Source organism: Cupriavidus sp. GW822-FHT03E04 (assembly GCF_058801495.1).
Genome location: NZ_JBXANI010000012.1, coordinates 51,145 through 78,122, shown reverse-complemented (window position 1 = coordinate 78,122; position 26,978 = coordinate 51,145). Strand labels below are relative to the sequence as shown.

The following is a 26,978-nucleotide window of genomic DNA, read 5'->3' as shown; positions in this document are numbered from 1 at the left end:
TGCGCAGGACAGCGAGGCTTCAGGCGTGCGGCGCCTTCTCGTCGACCGCGATCGCCAGCGTTTCCTTGATCTCTTCCATCACCACGTAACTCTTGGACTGGGCGGCGCCCGGCAACTGCAACAGGATGTCGCCCAGCAGGCGGCGGTACTCGCCGATCTCGCGGATGCGCGCCTTGATCAGGTAGTCGAAATCGCCCGAGACCAGATGGCACTCCAGTACTTCCGGAATGCGCGACACCTCGCGGCGGAACTGCTCGAACATATTGCCGGACTTGTTGCCCAGCGAGATCTCGACAAACACCAGCAAGCCGCTGCCGAGCAGCGCGGGATTCAGGCGCGCGTAGTAGCCCATGATGACGCCGTCACGCTCCATGCGCTTGACCCGCTCGATGCATGGCGTGATGGTCAGGCCAACCGCTTCCGCCAGTTCCTTCATCGACATACGCCCGTCCGCCTGGAGCAAGGCCAGGATCTTCCGATCCAGCCGGTCCAGGCTACGCACGGGCTGACGACTCGTTCTCATTAGTTATTCCTGTTTCTCTGAAAATTACAATAACTATGACTGCTCATATTTAAATAGTATAGATGTAAATACTTTATCCACTCTATTTCTTGGTTGCGAGCCCCCGACTATGCGCGTTCTCGTTCTTGGCAGTGGCGTAATTGGCGTTACCAGCGCCTGGTACCTGGCCCGTGCCGGCCATGAAGTCACCGTGATCGACCGAGAGGCCGCACCCGCGCTGGGGACCAGTTTCGCCAACGCCGGCCAGATCTCCCCGGGCTATGCGTCGCCCTGGGCCGCACCCGGCGTGCCGCTCAAAGCCATCAAGTGGATGTTCCAGGAGCACGCACCGCTGTCCATCAAACCGGACGGCACGCTGTTCCAGCTGCAATGGATGTGGCAGATGCTGATGAACTGCAGCGCTGAGCGCTATGCGGTCAACAAGGAACGCATGGTGCGCCTGGCCGAGTACAGCCGCGACTGCATCGTCGCCCTGCGCGCCGATACCGGCATCGCCTACGAAGGCCGCCAGCAAGGCACGCTGCAAGTCTTCCGCACCGCCGAGCAGCTCGACGGCGCCGCCAAGGACATTGCCGTGCTGGAGCAAGCCGGCGTGCCCTACCAGTTGCTATCGCGCGAGGAACTCGCCGCCAGCGAACCGGCCCTGGCCGCCGTCAGCCACAAGCTGACCGGCGGCCTGCGGCTACCCAACGATGAAACCGGCGACTGCCAGCTGTTCACCCGGCAACTCGCCGCCATGGCCGAAGGCCTGGGCGTGCAGTTCCAATACAACCGCTCCATCGACGGGCTGCTGACCAAGGGTGATGCCGTTACCGGCGCCATGGTGGGCGGCGAGCCTGTCATGGCCGACCTGGTCGTGGTGGCATTGGGCAGCTGGTCGACACCGTTCGTGAAGAATTTCCTGCCGGGCCTGTCGAACCTGCCGGTGTATCCACTCAAGGGCTTCTCGCTCACGGTGCCGATGACCAATGCCGATCGCAGCCCCGTTTCCACGGTGCTCGACGAAACCTTCAAGGTGGCAATCACCCGCTTCGACGATCGCATCCGCGTGGGCGGCATGGCGCAGATCGTGGGCTACGACCGCACGCTCGACCCGGCCAAGCGCCGCACCCTGGAGCATGTGGTCACGGACCTGTTCCCGGGCGCGGGCGATGTCAGCCGTGCCAGCTTCTGGACCGGCCTGCGCCCGATGACACCGGATGGCACGCCCATCGTCGGCCCCACGCAGGTCAAGGGCCTGTGGCTCAATACCGGCCATGGCACACTGGGCTGGACCATGGCCTGCGGCTCGGGCAAGCTGCTGTCGGACCTGGTGTCCGGCACCTCGCCGGCGATCCGCGCGGACGACCTCTCGGTGGCTCGCTATCTCAAGCCAGCGAGAACGCACGCCGCCCCGCGCCACGCAGCGGCCTGATCCGCGCATCGGTTTCGAGGAAGTAAAAAAAGGCGACCCGCGGGTCGCCTTTTTTCTTGCCTGGACCAGGAAGACCTCAGAACTGCGCTTCGCTCAACGCATTGACCGGCACCGCGCCCGCCACAATGGCATCGCGCAAACCCGATGCCTGTGACAGGATGTGCTCCGCGAAGAAATGCGCCGTCGAGATCTTGGCGTCGTGGAAGGACGGATCCTCGCCACGCTTCGCATCCGCCGCGAGCATCGCGCGGCCAAGCTGCCAGCCCGAAAACACGATGCCGCAGAGCTTCAGGTAAGGCACGCTGCCGGCAAACACGGCATTCGGGTCCGACTTGGCATTGGCCACGACGAACGCCACGACGGTCTCCAGCGCGGCGCGCCCCTTTGCCAGTTGCGCCTGTACCGCGGTAAATGCCGCGCCACCATGCTTGCCAAGCGCTGCCTCGGTCTCGGCAATCTGCGCGCAGATCGCACGGGCCACCGCGCCACCGTCGCGCAGCGTCTTGCGGCCGACGAGGTCGTTCGCCTGGATCGCGGTCGTGCCTTCGTAGATCGGCAGGATGCGGGCATCGCGATAATGCTGGGCCGCGCCGGTCTCCTCGATGAAGCCCATGCCGCCGTGCACCTGCACGCCCAGGCTGGTCACATCGATCGATAATTCGGTGCTCCAGCCCTTGACGATGGGCACCATGAACTCGTAGAACGCCTGGCTTTGCTTGCGCACCGCGTCGTCGGCATGCTGGTGCGCCGTGTCGCACGCGGCGGCGGCCACATACGCTACCGCGCGCGCGCCTTCGATCAGCGAGCGCATGGTCATCAGCATGCGCTTGACGTCCGGGTGATGAATGATGGTCACAGCTTCGCGTGCGGAACCATCGACCGGACGGCTTTGCACGCGCTCGCGGGCAAAATTCACAGCCTGCTGGTAGGCCCGCTCCGACACGGCGATGCCTTGCATGCCGACCGAGAAGCGCGCCGAGTTCATCATGATGAACATGTATTCCAGGCCGCGGTTTTCCTCGCCGACCAGCGTGCCGATGGCGCCACCGTGGTCGCCGAACTGCAGCACGGCTGTGGGGCTGGCCTTGATGCCCAGCTTGTGCTCGATCGACACGCAGTGCGCATCATTGCGCGCGCCCAGCGAACCATCCTCATTCACCAGGAACTTGGGCACGATGAACAGCGAGATGCCCTTGACGCCCTCGGGTGCCGTGGGCGTGCGCGCAAGAACGAGATGGACGATGTTCTGCGCCATGTCGTGCTCACCGTAGGTGATGAAGATCTTGGTGCCGAACACCTTGTAGGTACCGTCACCCTGCGGCTCGGCGCGTGTGCGCACGGCCGCCAGGTCCGAGCCGGCCTGTGGCTCGGTCAGGTTCATGGTGCCGGTCCATTCGCCGGAGATCAGCTTGGGCAGGAAGGTGGCCTTCTGCGCGTCGCTGCCCGCGGTCAGCAGGGCTTCGATGGCGCCGTCTGTCAGCAACGGGCACAGGGCGAACGACAGGTTCGCCGTGTTCAGCATCTCGTTGCAGGCGGTGGCGATCAGCTTGGGCAAGCCCTGGCCGCCAAATTCCTGCGGATGCAGCACGCCCTGCCAGCCACCTTCGCCAAACTGGCGGAACGCGTCCTTGAAACCGGGCGTGGTGGTAACCACACCGTCCTTCCAGCTGCTCGGATCGGTGTCGCCAATGCGGTTGAGCGGCGCCACCACTTGTTCGTTGAATTTGGCTGCCTCGTCGAGCACCGCCTGCGCCGTCTCCGGCGTGGCGTCCTCGAAGCCGGGCAGCTTGCTGACTGCGTCAAGATCAGCCAGTTCGTTCATCACGAACAGCATGTCCTTGAGCGGGGCACGGTAGGTCATCGATGTCTCCGGTATGTATAAAAAAGCCGTTCTCGGGCGGGCCCGGAACGGCTAGTACTTCCTGATCGAGCCCGGCGCGTCAAACGCCGTGCCGGGCGGTGGGGATCAGCCCAGCGCCGCCACCAGTTCGGGCACGACGGTGTTCAGATCGCCAACCAGGCCGTAGTCGGCCACCGAGAAGATCGGGGCTTCGGCATCCTTGTTGATCGCCACGATCACCTTGGAGTCCTTCATGCCGGCCAGATGCTGGATCGCGCCGGAAATGCCGACGGCGATGTACAGCTGCGGCGCAACGATCTTGCCGGTCTGGCCGACCTGGTAATCGTTGGGCACGAAGCCGGCATCGACAGCAGCGCGGGACGCGCCCATCGCGGCGTTCAGCTTGTCGGCCAGCGGCGTCAGCACCTTGGTGTAGTTCTCGCCGGAACCCACGCCACGGCCACCGGACACGATGATCTTGGCCGCGGTCAGCTCGGGGCGGTCGCTCTTGGTGACTTCGCGCGAAACGAATTGCGAGATGCCAGCGTCGGCCACGGCGGGCAGGCTTTCCACGGCGGCCGAGCCACCTTCGGCTGCGGCAGCGTCAAAGCCGGTACCGCGCACGGTGATGACCTTGACCTTGTCCGACGATTGAACGATCGAGATCGCGTTGCCGGCGTAGATCGGGCGCTCGAACGTGTCCGGGCTGTCGACCTTGGTGATGTCCGACAACTGGGCTACGTCCAGCTTGGCCGCGACGCGCGGCAGGATGTTCTTGCCGTAGGCCGATGCGGGCGCCAGGATGTGGCTGTAGTCGCTGGCGATGGCCAGCACTTGCTCGGCCACGTTTTCGGCCAGGCCGTCGGCGAACTGCGGCGCGTCGGCCAGCAGCACCTTGGACACGCCGGCGATCTTCGCGGCAGCGGCAGCGGCGGCGGCGGCATTGGCGCCGGCCACCAGCACGTGGACATCGCCGCCGCACTGGGCGGCTGCCGTCACGGTATTCAGCGTGGCGGCCTTGATGGATTGGTTGTCGTGTTCAGCAATGACGAGTGCAGTCATGTTTTATCTCCTGGCGCGCTCAGATGACCTTGGCTTCGTTCTTCAGCTTTTGCACCAGCGTCGCAACGTCCGGCACCATCACACCCGCGCTACGCTTGGGCGGCTCAACGACCTTGACGGTCTTCAGACGCGGCGCCACGTCCACGCCGAGATCTTCCGGCTTGACGATGTCGAGCGGCTTCTTCTTGGCCTTCATGATGTTCGGCAGCGTGACATAACGCGGCTCGTTCAGGCGCAGGTCGGTGGTCACCACCGCCGGCAGCTTGAGCGACAGGGTCTCCAGACCGCCGTCCACTTCACGCGTCACCGATGCGCGGCCATCGGCCACCACCACCTTCGAAGCGAAAGTGGCTTGCGGCAGGCCCGCCAGCGCAGCCAGCATCTGGCCGGTCTGGTTGGAGTCGTCGTCGATGGCCTGCTTGCCTAGGATCACCAGCTGCGGCTGTTCCTTGTCGACCAGGGCCTTGAGCAGCTTGGCCACGGCCAGCGGCTGCAGGTCTTCGTTCGATTCCACCAGGATGCCGCGGTCGGCACCGATGGCCATCGCCGTACGCAGGGTTTCCTGGCACTGGGTCACGCCGCAGGACACGGCGATCACCTCGGTGACCACCCCGGCTTCCCGCAGGCGCACCGCTTCTTCCACGGCGATTTCGTCAAACGGGTTCATGCTCATCTTGACGTTAGCCAGATCCACACCCGTGCCGTCCGACTTCACCCGGACCTTGACGTTGTAATCCACCACGCGCTTGACTGCGACGAGTACTTTCATGCGCTCACTCCACTGATAGTCGATAGTCAGAAATTTGGTTCGCCCGCCATTATAACCACCGGGTGGGTGGCACTCTTATTTTTCGAACGGTCGTACTATTTTATCGGTAAAGAATTGCCGGGCATAGCCCGGCAATGTGAAAACCTCGCCGTATTGTGCCGCAGGATGCCCTGCGGCACACGGTTTTTGAGGGTTTTTTCAAACTTACCAGGCGGTAATCACCGAATCCTTGAAAGTGCTCTGGACGTACTGCTTGATCTCCGGCGAATGATAGGCCTTGACCAGCTTGGCTACCCAGGGCTTGTTCTTGTCGGCTTCGCGGATGGCGATCAGGTTGGCATAGGGACCCTTGGGGCCTTCCATGGCAATCGCGTCCTTGGTGGGCGACAGGCCAGCCGATTCAGCGTAGTTACCGTTAATGGCGGCGGCGTCGAGGTCATCCAGCGAACGCGGCAGCTGCGCGGCGTCCAGTTCGACGATTCGGATCTTCTTCGGGTTGGAAACGATGTCCAGCGGCGTGGCCTTCAGGCCGGCATCCGGGCGCAGCTTGATCAGGCCCTTGCTTTGCAGCAACAGCAAGCCACGACCGCCATTGGTGGGGTCGTTCGGCACGCCAACGCGCGCGCCGTCCTTGAGCTGGTCGAGCGACTTGATCTTCTTGGAGTACACGCCCATCGGGAAGGTCACGGTGAAGGCGATGTGGGTGAACTTGTAGCCACGGTCCTTGATCTGCGCTTCCAGGTACGGCAGGTGCTGGTAGCTGTTGGCGTCCAGGTCGCCAGCGGCCAGCGCGGCGTTCGGCTGGACATAGTCACTGAACTCCACCAGCTGGATATTCAGGCCGTCCTTGGCCGCGACCTTCTTCACCTGCTCCATGATCTGGGCGTGCGGGCCTCCGGTGACGCCGATCTTGATCGGCTTTTCCTGCGCCATGGCGCCAGTGGCCAGGGTGGCGCCCAGGGCGGCGCCGACAATCCATTGCAGCAAGTTACGACGTTGCATGTTGACTTCCTTTATCTCGATGGCTCTATGTCTTTGCAGATAGCCAGGCGGATCGCCGGGCCGACTTGTTACTTGTGGCTGATGCGCCGCACCAGCCAGTCGCCGAAGCTTTGCACCGCTTGTACGAAGACGATCAGGATCAGCACCACCGCCACCATCACCTCGGTGATGTAGCGCTGGTAGCCGTAGCGGATGCCGAGGTCGCCCAGGCCGCCGCCACCGATGGCGCCGGCCATGGCCGAGTAGCCCACCAGGCTGACAAAGGTGATGGTCAGGCCGGCCACGATGCCGGGCATGGCCTCGGGCAGCAGCACCTTCATCACGATCTGGCCGGTGCTCGCGCCCATCGACTGGGCGGCCTCGACCAGGCCTTTGTCGACTTCGCGCAGCGCGCTTTCCACCAGGCGTGCGATAAACGGGATCGCGGCGATGGTCAGCGGCACCACGGCCGCGGTCGTGCCGATCGACGAGCCCACGATAAAGCGCGTGAACGGAATCACCACCACCAGCAGGATGATGAAGGGGATCGAGCGCACGGCGTTGACCACCACGCCAATGGTGCGGTTGAACAGCGGGTGCGACAGCACGCCGCCGCGGTTGGTCAGGTGCAGCAGCACGCCCAGCGGCACGCCAAACAGCGCGCCGACCACGCCCGAGATGCTCACCATCAGCAGCGTCTCGTTGAACGAGGTCAGGAACAGGTCAAACATTTCAGACCACATGCTCGATCTCCTCCACCACCACGCCTTCTTGTTGCAGATACTCCATTGCCGCCTTCACGTCGGCCAGGTCGCCGGTGGCCATGATGGCCAGCGAGCCGAAGGCCTGGCCCTGGATTTCGTCGATATGCCCGTGCAGGATGTTGAAGTCCAGCCCGTAGCGGCGAATCGCCTGGGCCAGCACTGGCTGGTCCACGCCCGCGCCGGTGAAGGCCAGGCGATAGACGTGGTCGCGCCCGTTGCCGAGGCGGCTCTCCACGCGCTTGAGCACGCTTTGCGGCAGTTCCTGCGCGATCACGTCGCCGATCATGGCGCGCGTGACCGCGTGCTGCGGACGCAGGAAGACGTCGATCACCCGGCCGGTTTCCACCACCTGGCCAGCCTCAAGCACGGCCACGCGGTCGCAGACCTGCTTGATCACTTCCATCTGGTGCGTGATCATGACGATGGTCAGGCCCAGCTCGCGATTGATCTGCTTGAGCAGTTCCAGGATGGAGCGCGTGGTCTCCGGATCGAGAGCGGAAGTGGCCTCGTCCGAAAGCAGCACCTTGGGCTTGCTGGCCAATGCACGTGCAATCCCCACGCGCTGCTTCTGCCCGCCGCTGATCTGGGCGGGATAGCGATCCTTGAGCGCCGTCAGGCCAACCAGCTCCAGCAGCGGCAGCACCGTGTCGGAGATCTCGCTGCGGGATTTGCCAGCCAGCTCCAGCGGCAGCGCCACGTTGTCATAAACGGTGCGCGACGACAGCAGGTTGAAATGCTGGAAGATCATGCCGATGTCGCGGCGTGCCCGGCGCAACGCGCCGCTGTCGAGCGCGGTCAGTTCCTGGCCGGCGACGAAGACGCGGCCGGCGCTGGGGCGGTTAAGCAGGTTGATGGCGCGCACCAGCGTGCTCTTGCCAGCGCCGCTGCGGCCGATGATGCCGAAGACCTCACCTGCCGCAATCGACAGGTTGACGTCCCGCAGCGCATGCACCTCACCCGACCCGCCGGGGAAGCGCTGCGAAAGACCTTGCAGTTCGATCATGTGAAAAGAAAACGGCAACAGGCGAGTTTGTCTCTAGCACTGTTGCCGCATTTTATTTTTTTGGGCGAAGCGCGCATTTTAAGCGATCCGCTTCATACCAGAAACGACTTTTTGCCGATGTCTTTATGCGCTGTGGGCATATAGCCCAACAAAAACCAAAAAAAAGAGATTTACAAGACATCCCACAAGGGCGGGCGCTTGTCGAGGAAGGCCTGCACGCCTTCCAGCGCCGTCGGATCCATCATGTTGCAGGCCATGGTCTGCCCGGCGAGCTGGTAGGCCGCTTCGATGCCCATCTCCAGCTGGCGGTAGAACAGGCCCTTGCCGGCGGCCACGGCGGCGGCCGGCTTGGCGCAGATGCTGGCCGCCAGGCGTGCAACCTCGGCATCGAGGGCATCGGCGGGCACCACGCGGTTGACCAGCCCGCGGTCGCGGGCTTGCAGCGCGTCGATCATGTCACCGGTCAGCAGCATTTCCATGGCGTGCTTGCGCGACAGGTTGCGCGACAGCGCCACGCCTGGCGTGGCGCAGAACAAGCCAAGGTTGACGCCCGATACCGCAAAGCGAGCCACATCGGCGGCCACCGCCAGGTCGCACATCGCCACCAGTTGGCAGCCGGCCGCTGTGGCAATGCCTTGCACGCGCGCGATCACCGGCTGCGGCATCTTCTGCATCGCCATCATCATGCGGGTGCAGCGGTCGAACAGGCGGCGGTAGTAGTCGTGCGACGGGCTTGCGCGCATCTCGCGCAGATCATGTCCCGCGCAGAATGCACGGCCGGCGGCGGCCAGCACCACGACGCGGACCGAGGCATTGGCGCCGGCGCGGGCAAACGCCGCGCACAGCGCATCCAGCAGGTCCTCTGACAGCGCGTTGAACGCCTCCGGGCGGTTCATCGTCAGGCGCAGCACGCCCGGGGCGTCGAGGCTTTCGCTCACCAGCGGGGTCACGGCGCGGTTATCGGTTTCAGCCATGCGAGGGCCTCCTATCGTTCGAGCAGCACCTTGAGGTGTGCACACACGCTACGGCTCAGCGCGCTCAGGTTATAGCCGCCTTCAAGGCAACTGACGATGCGCCCCTTTGCATGGGCGCGGGCGACGTCGACCAGTTGGGCGGTGATCCAGGCATAGTCCTGCTCGACCAGCCCCATCTGCCCGAGGTCATCCTCTCGATGGGCGTCGAAGCCAGCCGAGATAAACAACATCTGCGGCTTGAACTCGTTCAGGCGCGGCAGCCAGATCGTCTCCACCACTTCGCGCACCGCCAGGCCGTTGGTATAGGCCGGCAGCGGGATGTTCGACATATTGGTGGCAATGTGCTCGGTGCCGCTGTAGGGATAAAACGGATGCTGGAAGAAGCTGCACATCAGCACCTGGGCGTCGCCACGGAATGCGGCTTCGGTGCCATTGCCGTGATGCACGTCGAAATCGACGATGGCCACGCGCTCCAGCCCGTGCGCGGTGAGCGCATGACGCGCGGCGATCGCCACATTGTTGTAGAAGCAGAAACCCATGGCCCGGTCCGGCTCGGCATGGTGGCCCGGCGGGCGCACGCAGCAGAACGCATTCTCGATCTCGCCCGCCATCACCGCGTCGGTAGCAGCCACCGCGGCGCCTGCCGCATGGGTGGCGGCGGCGAGCGTGTGCGGATTCATCAGGGTATCGGGATCGATCGGGTGGTAGCCGCTGGCCGGGCTGGCCGCGGCCAGCGAGGCGATGTACTGCGGAAGATGCACGCGCCCGATCTGCTCGGCGGTGGCGGCGCTCGCCTCGCGCCGGTCAAGCAGGCCATCCATGCCGTGCGAGATCAGGTGATCCTCAATGGCCTGCAGGCGCTCAGGGCACTCCGGATGGAATGGCCCCATCTCATGCAGCAGGAACTCGGGATGCGTGTAATAGCCTGTGGGCATGTCTTATTGCTTTCATCGTGGTCTCCATTCGTTACGTTAGCACATGCCGCGCCAGCCACCCAGCGACCTGCCGCGCGGACACCATCCGCTATACTCGCAGCGACTTGCAAAGGACACCATGACCGACTCCCAGCGCTCCCTGCGCCGCCCGCTTCTGGGCGCCGCACTTTCCGCTGCCGCATTGAGCTTGTGCGGCGTCTCCCCCGCCCTGCTTGCAGCCGGCAAGCGCCGCGTGAGCATGCGCGAAGAAGAAATCGAGCCGGGCCGCTACCGTGACAATCCCAAGAGCCGCGCCTTCATCGACGAGATGGTGGCACGCCACGGCTTTGCCCGCCAGACGCTGGAAGGCTGGTTCGGCCAGGCCGTGTATTCATCCACGGTGGTGCGCCTGATCATGCCGCCCGCCACGCCGGGACGCAAAAGCTGGCGCACCTACCGCTCGCGCTTTATCGAGCCGATCCGCATCAACGCGGGCGTGCGCTTCTGGCAGCAAAATCGCGAAACACTGCGCCGCGCGGAAGCCGAGTTCGGCGTGCCGGCCTCGGTGATCGTCGGCATCATCGGTGTCGAGACCATCTATGGCCGCGACATGGGTACCTTCCGCGTGATCGACTCGCTTTCCACGCTGGCCTTCGATTATCCGGACGTGCCCAACCGCGAAGCGCGCACCACGCTGTTCCGCAACCAGCTGACCGACTACCTGCTCTGGTGCCGCGACACCAACACCGATGTGTTCTCGGTGCTGGGCTCCTTCGCGGGTGCCGTGGGCATTCCGCAGTTCATGCCCACAAGCCTGCGCGAATACGCCATCGACTATGACGGCGACGGCCGCATCGACCTGCGCAGCAGCGCCACCGACGCGATCGGCAGCGTGGCGCGTTTCCTGCAGCTGCACGGCTGGGAACCGGGCCGCCCGGTGGTCTGGCGCATCGCCGCCGACGAGGGCAGCCGCGGCATCGCCGCCGCAGCCGCGGATGGCGAGCCATGGCCCACCCGCACGCTCAACCAGTTGCTCAAGGCCGGCCTGCGCGTGGACGAGCCGATCGACCCGACACGCGAAGGCGAAACCGGCGTGCTGGTGGTGGACCTGCCCACGCCCGGCGAAACCACCGACTACATGCTCGGCCTGCGCAACTTCTATGTGCTGACGCGCTACAACCGCAGCTTCTTCTACGCGCTGGCTGTGTACCAGCTGGGCGAGGCGGTCAAGGCGGCGATGGGCTAAGCCGGCATCCGCTGCGCGACAAACAAAAAGCCCCCGCAAGACTGAACTCGCGGGGGCTTTTTCAATGCGCGCGGCAAGGCGGCATCAGGCCGGGAACACCCCGGTCGAAAGGTAGCGATCACCGCGATCGCACACCACGAACACGATGGTGGCATTCTCCACTTCCTCGGCGATACGCAGCGCGACGCACAGCGCGCCCGCAGCCGAGATGCCGCAGAAGATCCCTTCCTCGCGCGCCATGCGACGTGCCATGTGCTCGGCATCGCCCTGGCTGACAGGCTCGGTACGGTCGATGAATTTCGGATCGTAGATCTTCGGCATGTACGCCTCGGGCCACTTGCGGATGCCGGGAATACGCGAGCCTTCAGCCGGCTGCGCACCCACGATCCGGATCCCTGCGTTCTGTTCCTTCAGGTAGCGCGAGACACCGGTAATGGTGCCCGTGGTGCCCATGGCAGAGACGAAGTGAGTAATGCGCCCTTCGGTGTCGCGCCAGATCTCCGGGCCGGTGGTCTCGTAATGCGCCAGCGGATTGTCCGGATTGGCGAACTGGTCCAGGATCACGCCGCGGCCGTCGCGCTCCATGGAGTCAGCGAGGTCACGCGCGTATTCCATGCCGCCCTTGACCGGCGTCAGGATGATCTCCGCGCCGTAGGCAGCCATGCTCTGGCGGCGCTCCATGCTCAGGTCTTCCGGCATGATCAGCACCATCTTGTAGCCGCGGATGGCGGCTGCCATGGCCAGCGCGATGCCGGTATTGCCCGAGGTAGCCTCGATCAGCGTATCGCCCGGCTTGATGCGCCCGCGCGACTCGGCGCGGGCAATCATCGAGACCGCCGGCCGGTCCTTGACCGAGCCCGCCGGGTTGTTGCCCTCGAGCTTGCCGAGGATTACGTTGCCGCGCGGGGTACCGGCGGCGCCGGGGATGCGCTGCAGTTGCACCAGCGGCGTATTGCCGATGGTGTCTTCAATCGTCTTGTAGGCCATGGTGAGCGGGATTCCAATGTCGGCGGACATTGTAATCCAGTCGCAAAGCCTGCGTTGCCGACATGGCGTGTCAGGCTTCGGCTTCGGCTTCGGCTTTGCGGCTGCCCAGCAGGTGGTACAGCAGAATCGCGCCGAAAGTGGCGGTACCGATGCCGCCCAGCGTCATGCCGCCCAGCTTCAGCGTCAGGTCGCCAGCCGCCACGGTCAACGTGGCGCCGACCGTGATCAGGTTGCGCGAACTGGAGAAATCGACCTTGTTCTGCACCCAGATACGCCCGGCAGTGGCGGCGATCAGGCCGAACACCACGATGGTCAGGCCACCGATCACGGGGCCCGGGATGGTCAGGATCAGCGCACCGAACTTGGGCGAAAAGCCCAGCACCAGCGCCACCACCGCCGCCACCACGAAGATCAGCGTGGAGTAGATCTTGGTCACCGCCATCACGCCCATGTTTTCGGCGTAAGTGGTCACGCCCGTGCCGCCGCCGCCGGCGGAAATGATGGTGGCAATGCCGTCGCCGATGAAGGCGCGGCCGATATATGGATCGAGATTGCGGCCGGTCATCACGCTGATGGCCTTGATGTGCCCGAGGTTTTCCGCCACCAGCACGATCGCCACCGGCGCGATCAGCAGCATGGCGCTGGCCTGGAACACTGGCGTGGAGAAGACCGGCAGCCCGAACCAGGCTGCGGCGGCCACGCCGGAGAAGTCGATGCCTTTGCCCATGCCCAGCCCGTTGGTGCAAAGGTAGTACAGCACGTAGCCGAACAGCCCGCCCACCAGTACCGGCAGCCGGCGCAGCATGCCCGGCGCATGCACCGCCACCACGCCCACCGCCAGCACGGTCGCCAGGCCCACCCAGGTATCCAACGGCGCGCCGCTCACGGCCTTGACCGCCACCGGCGCGAGGTTCAGGCCGATGGCCGCGACGATGGCACCCGTCACCACCGGCGGCATCAGCCGCTCCACCCAGCGATACCCCACCGCCTGCACCACCAGCCCGATCAGCAAGTACAACACGCCCGCGGCGATGATGCCGCCGAGCGCCACCGGGATATTCGGGTTGGGGCCGCTGCCGGCGTAGCCGGTCGCCGCGATCACCACCGCGATGAAGGCAAAGCTGGAGCCCAGGTAGCTCGGCACCCTGCCGCGCACGCACAGAAAGAAAATCAGCGTGCCGATGCCGGAAAACAGGATGGCGATATTGGGATTGAAGCCCATCAGGATCGGCGCGATCGCGGTCGAGCCGAACATCGCTACCACGTGCTGGATACCTGCCAGCAGGGTCTGGCCGGCGGGCAGTCGCTCATCAGGCGCAATCACGCCGTGCGTCTTCAGCCGCCACTTGGGCAGGAATCCCGCGTCCTCGTTATTTCCCATTGTCCAGCTCCCTTTTTATTGGCCTGGCCGCCCCGAATGCGGGCAGGTCCGGCGCGATCTTGGATTTTGTTGGCCACGCAGCCGGCTCGGGCCGCAACAGCGTCCGCATGATACCGCGCGGCCGCATTCGTGATAAGCCACACGGCACTAGCACGAGCCATACCAGCGCCGGATCCTCGTGCTGGTGCACGCGCAGCAAAAAGCCCCGGGCTCGGCCGGGGCTTCGACGATCGGATAGCTTGGATGCGGGCGCCCCGCTGCACGCCCGCGGCAACCTTAGCGAACGGCCTTGGCGGGCGGCTTCTCCGTCTTGGCGTCTTTTTTGGCCGGGGCCGCCGCCACCGTGGCCTTCGGCGCCGCAGCGCCGCCGGCACCGATGGTCATGCCGGCCTCCTGCAAGCGCACGACAGATTTCTGCCCCAGGCCCTTGACCCGATCGGCGAGATCCGCGGCATCCTTGAAGGGACCACCCCGGCTGCGCTCGCTGACAATGGTGCTGGCCGTGGCCGGCCCGATGCCCTTGAGCGACACCAGCGCGGCCTCATCGGCGGTATTCACATCGACAGCCGCAAACGCGGCACCCGATAGCGAGAACCAGACGGCGGCGGCCAGCAGGACCTGCCTGGACGCGCGCGTCAAAGTTGGCTTGAACATGGGAGTTTCTCCTATCCATTGATGAAGGTCGCTTCGCCCTGGCAGGACGAAGCAACACGCAGGATAGGAGCGCGCAACTGGCTTGGCGCACCTCGCAACAAAAGTTCACCTCAACGCGACCGAGGTGTCTCCACAGCGCGCGCAAGGCGCACAAAAGGCGCCCTTACGCGCGCGTCTTTGCGACTTCAGCCCTTGTTCTGCAGCAGCCAGCGGCAGTAGCGCGACACGCCTTCTTCCACAGTGTAGAAGGCATCCTTGTACCCAGCGCCACGCAGGCGCGAGACATCGGACTGGGTGTAGCACTGGTACTTGCCGCGCAGCGCGTCGGGGAACTTGATGTACTCCACCAGTCCCTCCTGCACCATCTCGTCGAGCGTCAGCTGGGGGCGGCCATCGGCCTCGCGCAGCGTGTTGACCACCGTCGCGGCAATGTCGTTGAACGGCTGCGCGCGGCCGGTGCCGAGGTTGAAGATGCCCGACTTGTCCGGATGCTCCAGGAAGAACAGGTTGACCTTCACCACGTCCTCCACCGAGATGAAGTCGCGGGTGTGGCCACCCGGCGCATAGCCGCCATACTCGCCAAACAGCTTCACCGTGCCGTCGGCGCGGAACTGGTTGAAATTGTGGAACGCCACCGAGGCCATGCGGCCCTTGTGCGCTTCGCGCGGGCCATACACGTTGAAGTAGCGAAAGCCCACGATCTGCGACAACGCGGACGGCAGCGTGCGCCGCACCACCTGGTCGAACAGGAACTTCGAGTAGCCGTAGACGTTCAGCGGCTTCTCGTATTGGCGCTCTTCCTTGAACACCTGCGAGGCGCCATATGTGGCTGCCGAAGAGGCGTAGAGGAACTGCGTGCCCTGCTCCAGGCAGGCATCCATCAACGCCTGGGTGTAGCGGAAATTGTTCTCCATCATGTAGCGGCCGTCGGTCTCCATGGTGTCGGAGCAGGCTCCCTCATGGAACACCGCGCGCACCTTGCCGAACTCACCGCGCTTGAAGCGCTCGAGAAACTCGCTCTTGTCGAGGTAGTCGCGGATCTCGCAGTCGACGAGATTGTGGAACTTGTCGGCGCGCGTCAGGTTGTCGACGGCGACGACATTGTCTTCGCCGCGCTCGTTCAGGCCCTTGACGAGGTTGCTGCCGATAAAGCCGGCAGCGCCGGTTACGATGATGGTCATGGTCGTGTGGGCTCAAACGAGCCAGGAGGCAGCGCGGCCATTACGCCGGCGTGCCGAACAATTCAGGATAGGTGACGACCGCGGTGCCCAGCTTGCCCACCACGATGCTGCCTGCGCGATTGGCGTGCTGCACGGCCTCCTTAAGCGGCACGCCAGCGCCCAGCATGGTCGCCAGCGTGGCAATCACGGTGTCGCCGGCGCCGGACACGTCGTAGACTTCGCGCGCCTGCGCCGACACGTGCAGCACCTCGGCTTCGGTGTAGAGCGTCATGCCCTCTTCCGAGCGCGTCAGCAGCAGCGCTTCGAGATGCAGCTCGCGCCGCAGGTTCTGGGCCCGGATGGTGAGATCGGACTCGGTCTTCCAGGCGCCCACCACGTGCCGCATTTCGGCACGGTTGGGGGTGATCAGCGTCGCGCCGCGATAGCGTGAGTAATCGTCGCCCTTGGGGTCGACCAGCACCAGGCAGCCCGCGGCGCGGCCAGCCTCGACCATGCGGCCCACGTGGGCCAGGCCGCCCTTGCCGTAGTCGGAGAGCACCAGGACCTTGTACTCTTTGACCAAGGCAAGGAAACGATCCTGCACCGCGGCCAGCACTTCATGTCCCGGTGCATTCTCGAAGTCCACGCGCAGCAACTGCTGCTGGTGCGCCACCACGCGCAACTTGATGGTGGTGTTGACGCTGGGGTCGCGATGCAGGTAGGGCTGCACGTGGCTGGCGCTGAGCAGCGCCTCCAGCGTGCGGCCGGGCTCGTCATCGCCGACCACGCCCAGCATGCCCACCTGGGCGCCCAGCGCGGCGGCATTGCGCGCCACGTTGGCAGCGCCGCCAAGGCGTTCGTCGCTGCGCTTGATCTGCACCACCGGCACCGGGGCTTCCGGGGAGATACGCTCGACATCGCCGAACCAATAGCGGTCGAGCATCATGTCGCCCGCCACCAGGATGCGCGATTGATTGATCTGTTGCTGCGGAATATGGTTCTTGCTCATGGACATCCTTGGCAACACAGCCCGGTCCGTCAGCCGGGGCGTTGGCTTGTCGTTCCCGTTGGGTTGCGTTTCAGCGCGTCGTGGTCGGCCGCCCGATCGCATGATATTCGATGCCCGCTTCCTGCATGGCTTCGGGCTCGTACAGATTGCGTCCGTCGAAGATGACGGGGGCCTTCAGGCGGCGCTTGATCTGGTTGAAATCCGGGCTGCGGAACACCTTCCATTCTGTGACGATGACCAGGGCATCGGCACCGTCGAGCGTGTCCATCTGCGCGTCGCTGAAATGCACGCGTGCAAAGCCACCGTCGATGTGTGCGAGATCGAGGGCCAGCGCATGCTTGGCCTCGGCCATCGAGATCGGATCATGCACGCGCAGCGAGGCGCCGCGCGACACCAGCGCTTGCGCCAGCACCCGCGACGGCGCTTCGCGCATGTCGTCGGTATTGGGCTTGAAGGCCAGGCCCCAGATCGCAAAGGTGTGCCCGGCGAGATCCTCGCCAAAGCGGCGCACGACCTTGTCGGCCAGCACCTGCTTTTGCGCGTCGTTGACCGCTTCCACCGCTTCCAGCACGCGCATGGGCTTGCCATGCGCGCTGGCGGTGCGCATCAGCGCCTGCACATCCTTGGGGAAGCACGAGCCGCCATAGCCGGCACCGGCGTACAGGAAACTATAGCCAATGCGCGGATCGGAACCGATGCCCATGCGGACCAGCTCGATATCAGCACCGACTTCATCGGCCAGGTTCGCCAGCTCGTTCATGAACGAGATGCGCGTGGCCAGCATCGAGTTGGCGGCGTACTTGGTGAACTCGGCCGAGCGCACGTCCATATAGAACGTACGCTCGTGATTGCGGTTGAAGGGCGCGTAGAGCTGGCGCATGATCGCCTTGGCATGCCGGCCAGCCACGTCGGCATTGCAGCCCAGCACGATACGGTCGGGACGCATGAAGTCCTCCACCGCGGCGCCTTCCTTCAGGAATTCCGGATTGGAGACCACCGAGAACTGCAGGTCCTCTAGGCCGCGCGCGGCCAGCTCTTCACGAATGGCTTCGGCGACACGATCGCCGGTGCCGACCGGCACGGTAGACTTGTCCACCACCACCTTGAAGCCGGTCATGTACTTGCCGATATTGCGGGCAGCCGCCAGCACATATTGCAGATCGGCGGAGCCATCCTCGTCAGGCGGCGTGCCAACGGCAATGAACTGCACGTCGGCATGCTCCACGCTGGCCGCCACATCGGTGGAAAACGTCAGCCGGCCAGCCTCGCGATTACGCTGGATCAGCTCTTTCAAGCCCGGTTCGTAGATTGGCACGCCGCCGGCATTGAGCATCGCGATCTTGCGTTCATCGACGTCCAGGCAAAACACGTCGTTGCCCAGCTCGGCCAGGCAGGCCCCGGTCACTAGACCGACGTAGCCGCTGCCGATAATGGTGACTTTCATAACTTGTACTCCAGATAGGGATTGGCGTGCGACGCTAAAGCAGCAACATCGACATCGGCGCCAGCATCAGCCGAGCGCCTCGGAACGGCGCGGTGCGTAGGTTTCCCAGCGGTTGCAGCCAGGGCACTGCCAATAGAACAACCGGGCGCGGAAACCGCACTCGCGGCAGGTATAGCGCGCCAGGTTACGCGTGCGGTGCTGCAGCAGGTCGCGAATCGCCGACACCTCCTGCTCATGTTCGACATCGTGCGCGGAGCCCGCCGGCTCGCCATCAGCCGCATCAGCCGCATCGGCCGTGACAGCCACGCTGGCTTGCGCTACCTCGGCGGCCTGCGCCTCAAAATACTTGGTCAGCGCCTGCAACGACGGCTGCCGGCGCAATTGCTCTCGCATCAGGACGGCCGCGGCATGCGCGCCGTGCTGCTCCAGCTCGGCGCGATAGGCACTATCGAGCAGCTCGGCAGCCAGGTTCGTCTTCAGCAGTCCGCGCAGCCACTCCAGCGCCTGGCCATCGTCGCCGAGCTGGCGGTACGCTTTGACCACCCGATCCGCCACCAGCGGCAGGTAAGACGCGTCCTGCTTCTCGATGCCCAGCCAGTGGCCAAGCGCGCCTTGCGCGTCGCCCGCGGCCATGGCCACATCGCCCAGCAGCATCGGCGCACGCACATTGGCGGGGTTTTCCTTGGCAGCCTGCTGCAGCCAGCCGATGGCGTCATCGGGCTGCTTGCGCTGCAGCGCGTCCTGTGCCAGTTCGCAGCAGAACTGCGCGATCTGCACACTGTAGTCCTTCTGCTCCAGCGGCTGCAGCTCGCGTGCCGCGTCGATGGCTTTCTTCCACTCTTTCTCGACTTCGTAGAGCTCCAGAAGCACATGCTTGGCCGGGGCCGCGTACGGCCCTGACATCAGCCGGCGCAGCGATTCCTCCGCGCGGTCAAGCAGGCCGGCGCGCAGGAAATCCTGGCCCAGCTCATAGAGTGCGTGCTCGCGCTCGGCATCGGGAAGATCCTGGCGGCTAGCCAGGTTCTGGTGCACGCGGATGGCGCGTTCGGTTTCACCACGCCGGCGGAACAACGCGCCAAGCGCAAAGTGCAGCTCGGTGGTCTCGGGGTCCAGGCGCACCACCTCGATGAACGCGTCGATGGCTTGGTCGGGCTGCTCGTTGAGCAGGAAATTCAGCCCCTTGAAATAGGAGCGCGGCAGCGCGCCCTGCTCGCTCATCAGCTGGCGCGCATCGAAGCGGGCAGCCATCCAGCCGAGGCCGAAAATGAGCGGCAGCGCCAGCAGCCACCAGGTTTCAAAAATCATGGGTCAGACTTTCGGGCCAACTACGTTGTAAGGAATACCGGAACCTGCCGCGGCCTGTGGGTCGCGCGCACCTTCCGCCGACTGGCTGCGCGCCTCGCCCAGCGCACGCCGCAGCCGGCCCGCCTCCATACGCTGGCGCATCAGCACGGGCGCCAGCGCAGCGAGCGCGGCGAGGATGCCCAGCCCGAACGCGGCCAGCAAGATCAGGATCAGCGGCGCGCGCCAGACGGCATCAAAAAAGAGTTGCAGCGAGACGTCGGCGGTATTGCGCAGCGCCAGCACGAACAGCAGCGCGAACAGGACGATGCGGATGATCCAGGCGACAAGTTTCATGCGGGCTTCATGCGGCAGATGGGATGAATCGGACTCCGGTGATGCGGACGTCGGCGGGCGGTGCCCCCTCGGTGGATTCCCGGCATTGTAGCGGAATCGCCTCGCGCCAACGGTAACGTCTTGTATGCTCGCACAATGAAAAAGCGCCCCGATAAGGGGCGCTTTTTTGACTATCCAGGCACATCACAAGCCAAACGCAGCGGATTCAGGACTGGGCCAGCTTCAGCCCGCCATCATCATGCAAGGCGTTGCCGGCAGCGGCTGCCGGCTTCGCCTGGCCAGGCGCGGTCACATGACCCGCACCAGCCGTAGCGCCATGGCCATTGCTGCCGCCATGGGTGCCGCCATTCGCATTGCCGTTGCCAACGAGACTTCCGTTGGCATTGGCGCCAGTGCCGCCGCTACCTGCCTGCGGCAGCGCCGGGCTGCGATCGACTCGTTCACGCAACTCCTTGCCCGCCTTGAAGTGCGGCACCCGTTTCTCGGGCACCAGCACACGTTCGCCGGACTTGGGGTTGCGTCCCACGCGCGGCGGACGCCGGTTCAGACCAAAACTGCCGAATCCGCGAATCTCGATGCGGTGGCCATCAGCCAGCGCTTCGGACATCGCGTCGAGGATCGTCTTCACCGAGATGTCCGCATCCCGCAGCAACAGCTGCGGGAACCGGGCAGCCAGTTTTTCGACAAGCTCGGACTTGGTCATGGGCATCCGCTAGCAGGCGTAAGAACCAATGCTTACTGGTTGTCCTGGCCGAGCTTGGCCTTCAGCAGCGCGCCCAGGTTGGTCGTGCCAGCCGTGCCGGTGTCGGCAGCGAACTTTTGCATGGCTTCTTGCTGCTCGACGTTGTCCTTGGCCTTGATCGACAGGTTGATGTTGCGCGACTTGCGGTCGACGTTCACCACCAGGGCGGTGATTTGTTCGCCTTCCTTCAGCACGTTGCGAGCATCTTCCACGCGGTCAGCCGAGATTTCGGATGCGCGCAGGTAGCCTTCGACGTCATCAGCCAGTTGCACGACAGCGCCCTTGGCATCAACAGTCTTGATCGTGCCGTTGACCAGGGAACCCTTGTCGTTAGCCGAGATGAAGTTGTTGAACGGGTCGCCCGACAGCTGCTTGATACCCAGCGAGATGCGCTCCTTGTCGACGTCGATGCCCAGAACCACGGCTTCCACTTCGTCGCCCTTCTTGTACTTGCGCACGGCTTCTTCGCCGGTTTCTTGCCAGGACAGGTCGGACAGGTGCACCAGGCCGTCGATGCCACCGGGCAGGCCAATGAACACGCCAAAGTCGGTGATCGACTTGATCTGGCCGCCCAGCTTGTCGCCCTTCTTGTGGTTACGGCTGAAATCGTCCCACGGATTGGCCTTGCATTGCTTCATGCCCAGGCTGATACGACGCTTGTCTTCGTCGATATCCAGAACCATGACTTCGACTTCGTCGCCCAGCTGGACAACCTTCGACGGAGCGACGTTCTTGTTGGTCCAGTCCATTTCGGAAACGTGGACCAGGCCTTCGATGCCGGCTTCGATTTCAACGAATGCGCCGTAGTCGGTCAGGTTGGTCACCTTGCCGAACAGGCGGGTGCTTTGCGGGTAACGACGCGAGATGCCGACCCACGGATCTTCGCCCAGTTGCTTCACGCCCAGCGAGACGCGGTTCTTCTCTTGGTCGAACTTGAGGATCTTGGCGGTGATTTCCTGGCCAACCGACAGCACTTCGCTCGGGTGACGCACACGACGCCATGCCAGGTCGGTGATGTGCAGCAGGCCGTCGATGCCACCCAGGTCCACGAATGCGCCGTAGTCCGTGATGTTCTTGACGATACCGTTGACGATAGCGCCTTCCTTCAGGGTTTCCATCAGCTTCTGGCGCTCTTCGCCCAGGGTCGCTTCCACAACGGCGCGGCGCGACAGCACCACGTTGTTGCGCTTGCGGTCCAGCTTGATGACCTTGAATTCCAGGGTCTTGCCTTCGTACGGCGTGGTGTCCTTGATCGGACGCACGTCGACCAGCGAGCCCGGCAGGAACGCGCGGATGCCGTTGACCATGACGGTCAGGCCGCCCTTGACCTTGCCAGTGACCGTGCCCGAGATGATTTCGCCGTCTTCCAGCGCCTTCTCGAGGTTCAGCCACGATGCCAGGCGCTTGGCCTTGTCGCGGGAGAGAATCGTGTCGCCATAGCCGTTCTCGAGCGCGTCGATGGCCACGGAGACGTAGTCGCCGGCCTGCACTTCGAGTTCGCCCTGGTCGTTCAGGAACTCCTCCACCGGCACAAAGGCTTCCGATTTGAGGCCGGCGTTGACGACCACGAAATTGTGGTCGATGCGCACGACTTCAGCGGAAATCACTTCGCCAGCCTTCATATTGGAGCGGGCGACGGATTCCTCGAACAGTGCGGCAAAGGATTCGTTAGTTTGCAGGTCGGACATAAACTTGAGTATCAATCCGCAGTACTCGGGCCGGCGCGTGGATCGCGCTCAGTCTGCACCGGGCAGCGGGGTCAGGTTGAACAACACCGGCGGATCTGCGCTTGCAGGCTCTGCCGGCACTTCGGTGTTGCAGCGGCTGGACTAGCGCGGGTCAGGAACCCGGCGCGCCATACCATTGCAGCACCTGCGCCACCGCCTGATCCACCGTCATGTCGGAGGTATCGAGCAAGTGCGCATCCTCTGCGGGACGCAGCGGCGCGGCCGTGCGGGAGCGATCCCGCTGGTCGCGCGACTCAAGGTCTCGCAAAAGGTCTTCGATATTAGCAGAAATTCCCTTATCAATCAATTGTTTATAGCGCCTGCGAGCGCGCGCCTCGACACTTGCCGTCAGGAACACCTTAAGCCGGGCATCCGGGAAAATCACGGTGCCCATGTCGCGGCCGTCGGCAACCAGGCCGGGCAGCTTGCGAAAACCGCGCTGCAGCGCCGTCAGGGCGTCGCGCACCGGCTGGTGCACGGCGATCGCAGAGGCCCGGTTGCCGGTGGCTTCCGCGCGGATGGCCAGGCTGACCTCTTCGCCGCGCAGCCAGACACGGTCAGGCCCGAACTTCACATCGAGGCGGGTAGCCAGGCTGGCCAGCCCCTCCACATCCTGCATGTCGATGCCCGCACGCTCGCTGGCGAGCGCCACCAGGCGGTACAACGCACCGCTGTCCAGCAAATGGAAGCTGAGCGCGTCGGCCACCTTGTGCGCTACGGTGCCCTTTCCCGATGCGGTGGGCCCGTCGATGGTGATGACGTCGACGATAGTCATTGTTTATTAAGACAGAACAAAATATTGATTTCTTAAATCAATTGAGAATCATTAGCATGTAGTTCATGACAGGCACCGGACAAAATCGCGGGCCCAAGCAGCAAACAACCGACATCTTCGCGAGGCAATCTACCATGGCTAAGACCCTGTCGTTCGGCATCATGCACGTTGTCATTGCCTTTGGCGTCACTTATGCCCTGACCGGCAATCTGGCTGTCAGCGGCGCCGTGACCTTCATCGAACCGGCAGTCAACACTGTGGCGCATTACTTCTTCGACCGCTACTGGGAACGGCGCGAACCCGGGGCGAAGCACAAGACCCCGCCCCAAACCGGACGCGGCGGCGATGACCTGCCACTGGCCGCGTGATCAGCGCGCCACCGCGCCAAACACCTCGAAGTAATCCGGGAACGTCTTTGCAACGCAGCCAGGCTCGTTGATGCGCACCGGCAGCGGACCGAACGCGGCCAGCGAAAAGCACATCGCCATGCGGTGGTCATCATAAGTATCGATGCCGGCGGCCGGGGTCTGCCAGGCGGATTGGGCCGGTGGCGTCACCTTCAGGTAATCCGCACCCTCCTCCACTTCGACGCCTAGCTTGCGCAACTCGGTGGCCATGGCGCTGATGCGGTCGGTTTCCTTGACTCGCCAGCTGGCGATATTGGTTAGCGTAGTAGGCCCCTCGGCGAACAGCGCCGCCACCGCCAGGGTCATGGCAGCGTCCGGAATATGGTTGCAGTCCAGCTCGATGCCGTTCAAGCGGCCATCGTCGCGCTCGGTGCCGCGGACCTCGATCCAGTTGGCGCCGGCCATCACGTTGGCGCCCATGCGGTTAAGCGCCTCGGCAAACTTGACGTCGCCCTGGATGCTGGCCATGCCCACGCCCTCCACCCGCAGCGGGCCGCCGCCGATGGCGCCCGCCGCCAGGAAGTATGAGGCCGAGGACGCGTCGCCCTCGACAAAAATCTCGCCCGGCGAGCGGTATGCCGCGCGAGCCGGCAGGATGAAGCGTGACCAGCCCTCGCGCCGGATCTCGATGCCAAAGCGCGCCAGCAGGTTGAGCGTGATCTCCACATAGGGCTTGGAAATCAGCTCGCCCACCACTTCGATCTCGATGGTGTCGCCAGGCGCATCGGCCAGCGGCAAGGCCATCAGCAACGCCGTCAGGAACTGGCTGGACACGTCGCCACGCACGCGGATCGGCGCATCGATGCGAATTCGTGCGGGAGAAATCTGCAAGGGCGGATAGCCCTCGGTGCCAAGGTAGGCGACGCTCGCGCCAATCTGGCGCAGACCATCGACCAGATCGCCGATCGGCCGCTCATGCATGCGCGGCACGCCGGACAGCTTGTAGCTCCCGCCCTGCAGCGCCAGCGCCGCGGTCAGCGGGCGAATGGCCGTCCCCGCATTGCCCATGAACAGCTCGGCTGCCTTGTTGGGAAATTTGCCGCCCACGCCGCGCACCACGCAAGCACCTTCCTCCTGGCGCCATTCCACGCCCAGCGTGCGCAGCGCCTGCAGCATCACGCGCGTGTCATCCGAGTCGAGCAGGTCGCACACGCGGGTCTCGCCCTCGGCCAGCGCCGCCAGCAACAGGACCCGGTTCGAGATGCTCTTGGAACCCGGCAGGCGAACCGTGCCCGAAGCGCGAGTGAAGGGACCGAGCGTGAGATGTTCCATGGTTTCCATGCTAGTTGGCGGGCGGCTTTCGATGAAAGGCGCGCCGCTTTCGTTGGTGACGTGGCGTTCGTGTAGCGCCGGATTGCGTGGCGATCAGGGCTCGGCGTTGACAGCCGGCGCGCGCTGCGCGCCCCATTGCTGCCGCACTTGGCTGGCGCGCTGGAAAATACGCTCCAGGCCCTCGCCGTTGCTGTTTTCGATCAGGGTCTTCAGATGCGCCAGCATGGCCTGGTAGGTGCTGAGCTCGCTCAACATCGCCTCGCGGTTGCCAACGCAGATATCGCGCCACATCTCCGGCGACGACGCCGCGATCCGAGTGAAATCCCGGAAGCCGCCGCCCGCGAAATCGAGCTTGAGCGCCGCGTCTTCGGCATTGGCCACCTGGGCCACCAGCGCATAGGACAGCAGGTGCGGCAAATGGCTGACGGCGGCAAACACGGCATCGTGCTGCACGGCCGACATCACGCTGCACTGGGCGCCCGCGGTCTCCCACATGGCGCGCACGGCCGCAACGTCAATGCGGCTATTTTCCTGCAGCGGGCACAGCACGACTTTCTTGCCAACATAGAGATCGTCCAGCGCCGCTTCCACGCCATGCAGCTCGCGCCCGGCAATCGGATGCGCCGGCACGAACTGGGCCGCCTTGTCGCCCAACGCGGTCTTGGCCGCCATGATGACGTCGGACTTGGTGCTGCCGGCATCCGTGATGATCGTAGCTGGCTCCAGATGCGGCTCAAGTGCATGGAGCAGCGCAAAGGTCTGCGCCACCGGCGCGCACAGCACGATCATGCTGGCGCCCTTGGCGGCGTCTTCCAGCGTGGCCGCCTCGTCAATCACGCCCAGCTTGAGCGCTCGCTCGAGCGAAGCTTGCGAGCGGCCGACGCCGACCACCGTGCCGACCGCACCTGCGCGCTTGAGCGCGAGTGCCAGCGAGCCGCCGATCAGGCCGACGCCGACAATGACGACACGGGAAAAAAATGGAGCGGACGCAGGAACGGTCACGGGGATACGCTGCCAGGCAAGGAAGTTCGGGAATCCGATATTGTAACTTCTCCGCCGGAGGGCGGCGCCGCCATTGCGCCTTTGCGCGAGCTTGCATGCCACCGGCCCGCAGAGGGCCGGGGCATTGCTTGCAACAGTGCTTACTTGAGGGCCTTTTCCAGCGCCGCGATAAACGCCGCGTTTTCCTCGGGCAGGCCGATGGTGATACGCAGCCATTGCGGCAGGTTGTAGTTGCCCACCGGCCGTACGATCACGCCCTGCTTGAGCAGCGCCAGGTTGACGCGCGCGCCGGCGCCATCGTCCCGCCCCACGCGCACCAGCACGAAATTGCCCGAGGACGGCACGTATTGCAGGCCAAGCCGGTCGAACGCCGCCACCAGTTGCGCCTTGCCGGCACGGTTCAGCTCGGCGCTGCGCTGCAGGAAGGCCGCATCGCCCAGCGCCGCCACCGCCGCTGCCTGGGCCAGGCTGTTGACATTGAAGGGTTGGCGGATGCGGTTGAGCAGATCGGTCAGCGCGGGCTGCGCCACGGCGTAGCCAATGCGCAGCCCGGCCAGGCCATAGGCCTTGGAGAAGGTGCGCGATACCAGCAGGTTGGGATACTTGCGGACCCACGCGATCGAATCGTACTGCTGCGCGTCGTCCAGGTATTCGTTGTAGGCCTCGTCCAGCACCACCACCACATCGGCCGGCACCTTGGCCAGGAAGGCCTCGATCTCGGCGGCCGGCAGGAAGGTGCCGGTCGGGTTGTTAGGATTGGCGATAAAGACCAGGCGCGTGTCCGGGGCGATGGCCTCGGCCATGGCGTCGAGATCGTGGCCGTAGTCGCGCGCCTTGACCTCAATGGCGCGCGCGCCGACTTCCTGCGTGGCCAGCGCGTACACCGCGAAAGAATGCTCGGCATAGACGATCGACTCGCCCGGCTTGACCAGCGCATGCGCCGCGATTTCCAGGATATCGTTGCTGCCGTTGCCTAGCGTGAGCCAGTCGGCCGGCACGTCGAAGCGGGCCGACAGCGCGCCCTTCAAGGCGAAGCCGTTCGCGTCCGGGTAACGGCCCAGGTCGGCCACGGCGGCAGCGATAGCGGTCCGGGCCGATTCGGGCATGCCGAGCGGATTCTCGTTCGAGGCCAGCTTGACGATGGTGGACTCGACCAGGCCAAACTCGCGCGCCACTTCGGAAATCGGCTTGCCCGCCACGTACGGGGAAATCGCCCGCACATACTCGGGACCGAACTGCTTGCCCTGCTCTGCCATGTTCATTCCTTCTCTGAAACGTTGTTCGCGGATC

The 26,978-nt window shown here is 64.5% G+C and carries 26 protein-coding genes; 3 read left to right on the top strand and 23 right to left on the bottom strand.

What is annotated here, in order from left to right; all coding sequences use genetic code 11:
* Positions 1–19: 19 nt before the first annotated feature.
* Entirely contained in the window at positions 20–523 is a 504-nt protein-coding gene (locus AC1RQC_RS18620; protein ID WP_006158394.1) for an Lrp/AsnC ligand binding domain-containing protein, read from the bottom strand.
* A gap of 109 nt (positions 524–632) precedes the next feature.
* On the opposite strand from AC1RQC_RS18620, the gene AC1RQC_RS18615 reads away from it, so the two are divergent.
* Complete coding sequence (locus AC1RQC_RS18615) at positions 633–1,937, top strand: D-amino acid dehydrogenase (protein ID WP_492809936.1); 1,305 nt, start codon at positions 633–635, stop codon at positions 1,935–1,937.
* 76 nt (positions 1,938–2,013) lie between these two features.
* Here the strand turns inward: AC1RQC_RS18615 and AC1RQC_RS18610 are convergent, their stop codons facing one another.
* From AC1RQC_RS18610 to AC1RQC_RS18575, 8 genes are all read right to left on the bottom strand, one after another.
* Positions 2,014–3,798 (bottom strand): acyl-CoA dehydrogenase, encoded by a 1,785-nt coding sequence (locus AC1RQC_RS18610; protein ID WP_492373974.1) that lies wholly within the window; start codon positions 3,796–3,798, stop codon positions 2,014–2,016.
* Positions 3,799–3,903: 105 nt separating this feature from the next.
* Complete coding sequence (locus tag AC1RQC_RS18605) at positions 3,904–4,839, bottom strand: electron transfer flavoprotein subunit alpha/FixB family protein (RefSeq protein ID WP_477134969.1); 936 nt, start codon at positions 4,837–4,839, stop codon at positions 3,904–3,906.
* 19 nt (positions 4,840–4,858) lie between these two features.
* Positions 4,859–5,608 (bottom strand): electron transfer flavoprotein subunit beta/FixA family protein, encoded by a 750-nt coding sequence (locus tag AC1RQC_RS18600; RefSeq protein ID WP_006158397.1) that lies wholly within the window; start codon positions 5,606–5,608, stop codon positions 4,859–4,861.
* Positions 5,609–5,812: 204 nt separating this feature from the next.
* A complete protein-coding gene (locus AC1RQC_RS18595) occupies positions 5,813–6,610 on the bottom strand; it encodes a MetQ/NlpA family ABC transporter substrate-binding protein (RefSeq protein WP_043344507.1) in 798 nt (265 codons plus the stop codon).
* 68 nt (positions 6,611–6,678) lie between these two features.
* Positions 6,679–7,332, bottom strand: coding sequence for a methionine ABC transporter permease (locus AC1RQC_RS18590; RefSeq protein ID WP_043344505.1), 654 nt, complete (start codon positions 7,330–7,332; stop codon positions 6,679–6,681).
* Entirely contained in the window at positions 7,322–8,356 is a 1,035-nt protein-coding gene (locus AC1RQC_RS18585) for a methionine ABC transporter ATP-binding protein (RefSeq protein ID WP_043344503.1), read from the bottom strand. Before AC1RQC_RS18585 ends, AC1RQC_RS18590 begins: the two co-directional genes overlap by 11 nt.
* 170 nt (positions 8,357–8,526) lie before the next feature.
* Entirely contained in the window at positions 8,527–9,330 is an 804-nt protein-coding gene (locus AC1RQC_RS18580; RefSeq protein ID WP_492373973.1) for an enoyl-CoA hydratase, read from the bottom strand.
* 11 nt (positions 9,331–9,341) lie between these two features.
* Positions 9,342–10,265 carry a histone deacetylase family protein gene (locus AC1RQC_RS18575; protein ID WP_492884283.1) on the bottom strand — a complete coding sequence of 308 codons (924 nt, stop codon included), beginning with the start codon at positions 10,263–10,265 and terminating at the stop codon, positions 9,342–9,344.
* Between the two features lie 118 nt (positions 10,266–10,383).
* Between AC1RQC_RS18575 and mltB the strand changes: the two genes are divergently transcribed.
* Positions 10,384–11,490, top strand: a complete 1,107-nt coding sequence (gene mltB / locus AC1RQC_RS18570; protein ID WP_416047854.1) for a lytic murein transglycosylase B — start codon at positions 10,384–10,386, stop codon at positions 11,488–11,490.
* An 84-nt stretch (positions 11,491–11,574) separates the two neighbouring features.
* Here mltB and cysM read toward each other — a convergent pair whose 3' ends face one another.
* From cysM to cmk, 11 genes are all read right to left on the bottom strand, one after another.
* The gene (cysM, locus tag AC1RQC_RS18565; RefSeq protein WP_492884378.1) at positions 11,575–12,477 is read right to left on the bottom strand and encodes a cysteine synthase CysM; all 903 of its coding nucleotides are present in this window, start codon (positions 12,475–12,477) and stop codon (positions 11,575–11,577) included.
* Positions 12,478–12,547: 70 nt separating this feature from the next.
* Entirely contained in the window at positions 12,548–13,858 is a 1,311-nt protein-coding gene (locus tag AC1RQC_RS18560; RefSeq protein ID WP_492373972.1) for a solute carrier family 23 protein, read from the bottom strand.
* 276 nt (positions 13,859–14,134) lie between these two features.
* Complete coding sequence (locus tag AC1RQC_RS18555) at positions 14,135–14,512, bottom strand: ComEA family DNA-binding protein (protein WP_174423161.1); 378 nt, start codon at positions 14,510–14,512, stop codon at positions 14,135–14,137.
* Positions 14,513–14,697: 185 nt separating this feature from the next.
* On the bottom strand, positions 14,698–15,693 hold the full coding sequence (gene rfaD / locus AC1RQC_RS18550) for an ADP-glyceromanno-heptose 6-epimerase (protein ID WP_174423162.1): 996 nt from the start codon (positions 15,691–15,693) through the stop codon (positions 14,698–14,700).
* 40 nt (positions 15,694–15,733) lie between these two features.
* A complete protein-coding gene (gene rfaE1 / locus AC1RQC_RS18545) occupies positions 15,734–16,681 on the bottom strand; it encodes a D-glycero-beta-D-manno-heptose-7-phosphate kinase (protein WP_174423163.1) in 948 nt (315 codons plus the stop codon).
* Between the two features lie 70 nt (positions 16,682–16,751).
* Positions 16,752–18,125: a UDP-glucose dehydrogenase family protein gene (locus AC1RQC_RS18540; RefSeq protein WP_492373971.1), complete on the bottom strand. Its 1,374-nt coding sequence runs from the start codon at positions 18,123–18,125 to the stop codon at positions 16,752–16,754.
* A gap of 66 nt (positions 18,126–18,191) precedes the next feature.
* Positions 18,192–19,430: a lipopolysaccharide assembly protein LapB gene (gene lapB, locus AC1RQC_RS18535; RefSeq protein ID WP_492373970.1), complete on the bottom strand. Its 1,239-nt coding sequence runs from the start codon at positions 19,428–19,430 to the stop codon at positions 18,192–18,194.
* A gap of 3 nt (positions 19,431–19,433) precedes the next feature.
* Positions 19,434–19,763 (bottom strand): lipopolysaccharide assembly protein LapA domain-containing protein, encoded by a 330-nt coding sequence (locus AC1RQC_RS18530; RefSeq protein ID WP_492373969.1) that lies wholly within the window; start codon positions 19,761–19,763, stop codon positions 19,434–19,436.
* A gap of 205 nt (positions 19,764–19,968) precedes the next feature.
* The gene (locus AC1RQC_RS18525) at positions 19,969–20,466 is read right to left on the bottom strand and encodes an integration host factor subunit beta (RefSeq protein ID WP_492884281.1); all 498 of its coding nucleotides are present in this window, start codon (positions 20,464–20,466) and stop codon (positions 19,969–19,971) included.
* 32 nt (positions 20,467–20,498) lie between these two features.
* A complete protein-coding gene (rpsA, locus tag AC1RQC_RS18520) occupies positions 20,499–22,193 on the bottom strand; it encodes a 30S ribosomal protein S1 (RefSeq protein WP_006158411.1) in 1,695 nt (564 codons plus the stop codon).
* A 151-nt stretch (positions 22,194–22,344) separates the two neighbouring features.
* The gene (gene cmk, locus AC1RQC_RS18515; protein WP_416047847.1) at positions 22,345–23,007 is read right to left on the bottom strand and encodes a (d)CMP kinase; all 663 of its coding nucleotides are present in this window, start codon (positions 23,005–23,007) and stop codon (positions 22,345–22,347) included.
* Between the two features lie 134 nt (positions 23,008–23,141).
* Here cmk and AC1RQC_RS18510 point away from each other — a divergent pair, with 134 nt between their 5' ends.
* Positions 23,142–23,375 carry a DUF2061 domain-containing protein gene (locus tag AC1RQC_RS18510; protein WP_492884279.1) on the top strand — a complete coding sequence of 78 codons (234 nt, stop codon included), beginning with the start codon at positions 23,142–23,144 and terminating at the stop codon, positions 23,373–23,375.
* On the opposite strand, the gene aroA is transcribed toward AC1RQC_RS18510, so the two are convergent.
* From aroA to hisC, 3 genes are all read right to left on the bottom strand, one after another.
* Entirely contained in the window at positions 23,376–24,686 is a 1,311-nt protein-coding gene (gene aroA, locus AC1RQC_RS18505; protein WP_150992216.1) for a 3-phosphoshikimate 1-carboxyvinyltransferase, read from the bottom strand. It lies immediately after the preceding gene.
* 93 nt (positions 24,687–24,779) lie between these two features.
* Positions 24,780–25,688: a prephenate dehydrogenase gene (locus AC1RQC_RS18500; protein ID WP_492373964.1), complete on the bottom strand. Its 909-nt coding sequence runs from the start codon at positions 25,686–25,688 to the stop codon at positions 24,780–24,782.
* Between the two features lie 140 nt (positions 25,689–25,828).
* Complete coding sequence (gene hisC / locus AC1RQC_RS18495) at positions 25,829–26,944, bottom strand: histidinol-phosphate transaminase (protein WP_492373990.1); 1,116 nt, start codon at positions 26,942–26,944, stop codon at positions 25,829–25,831.
* Positions 26,945–26,978 lie beyond the last annotated feature (34 nt).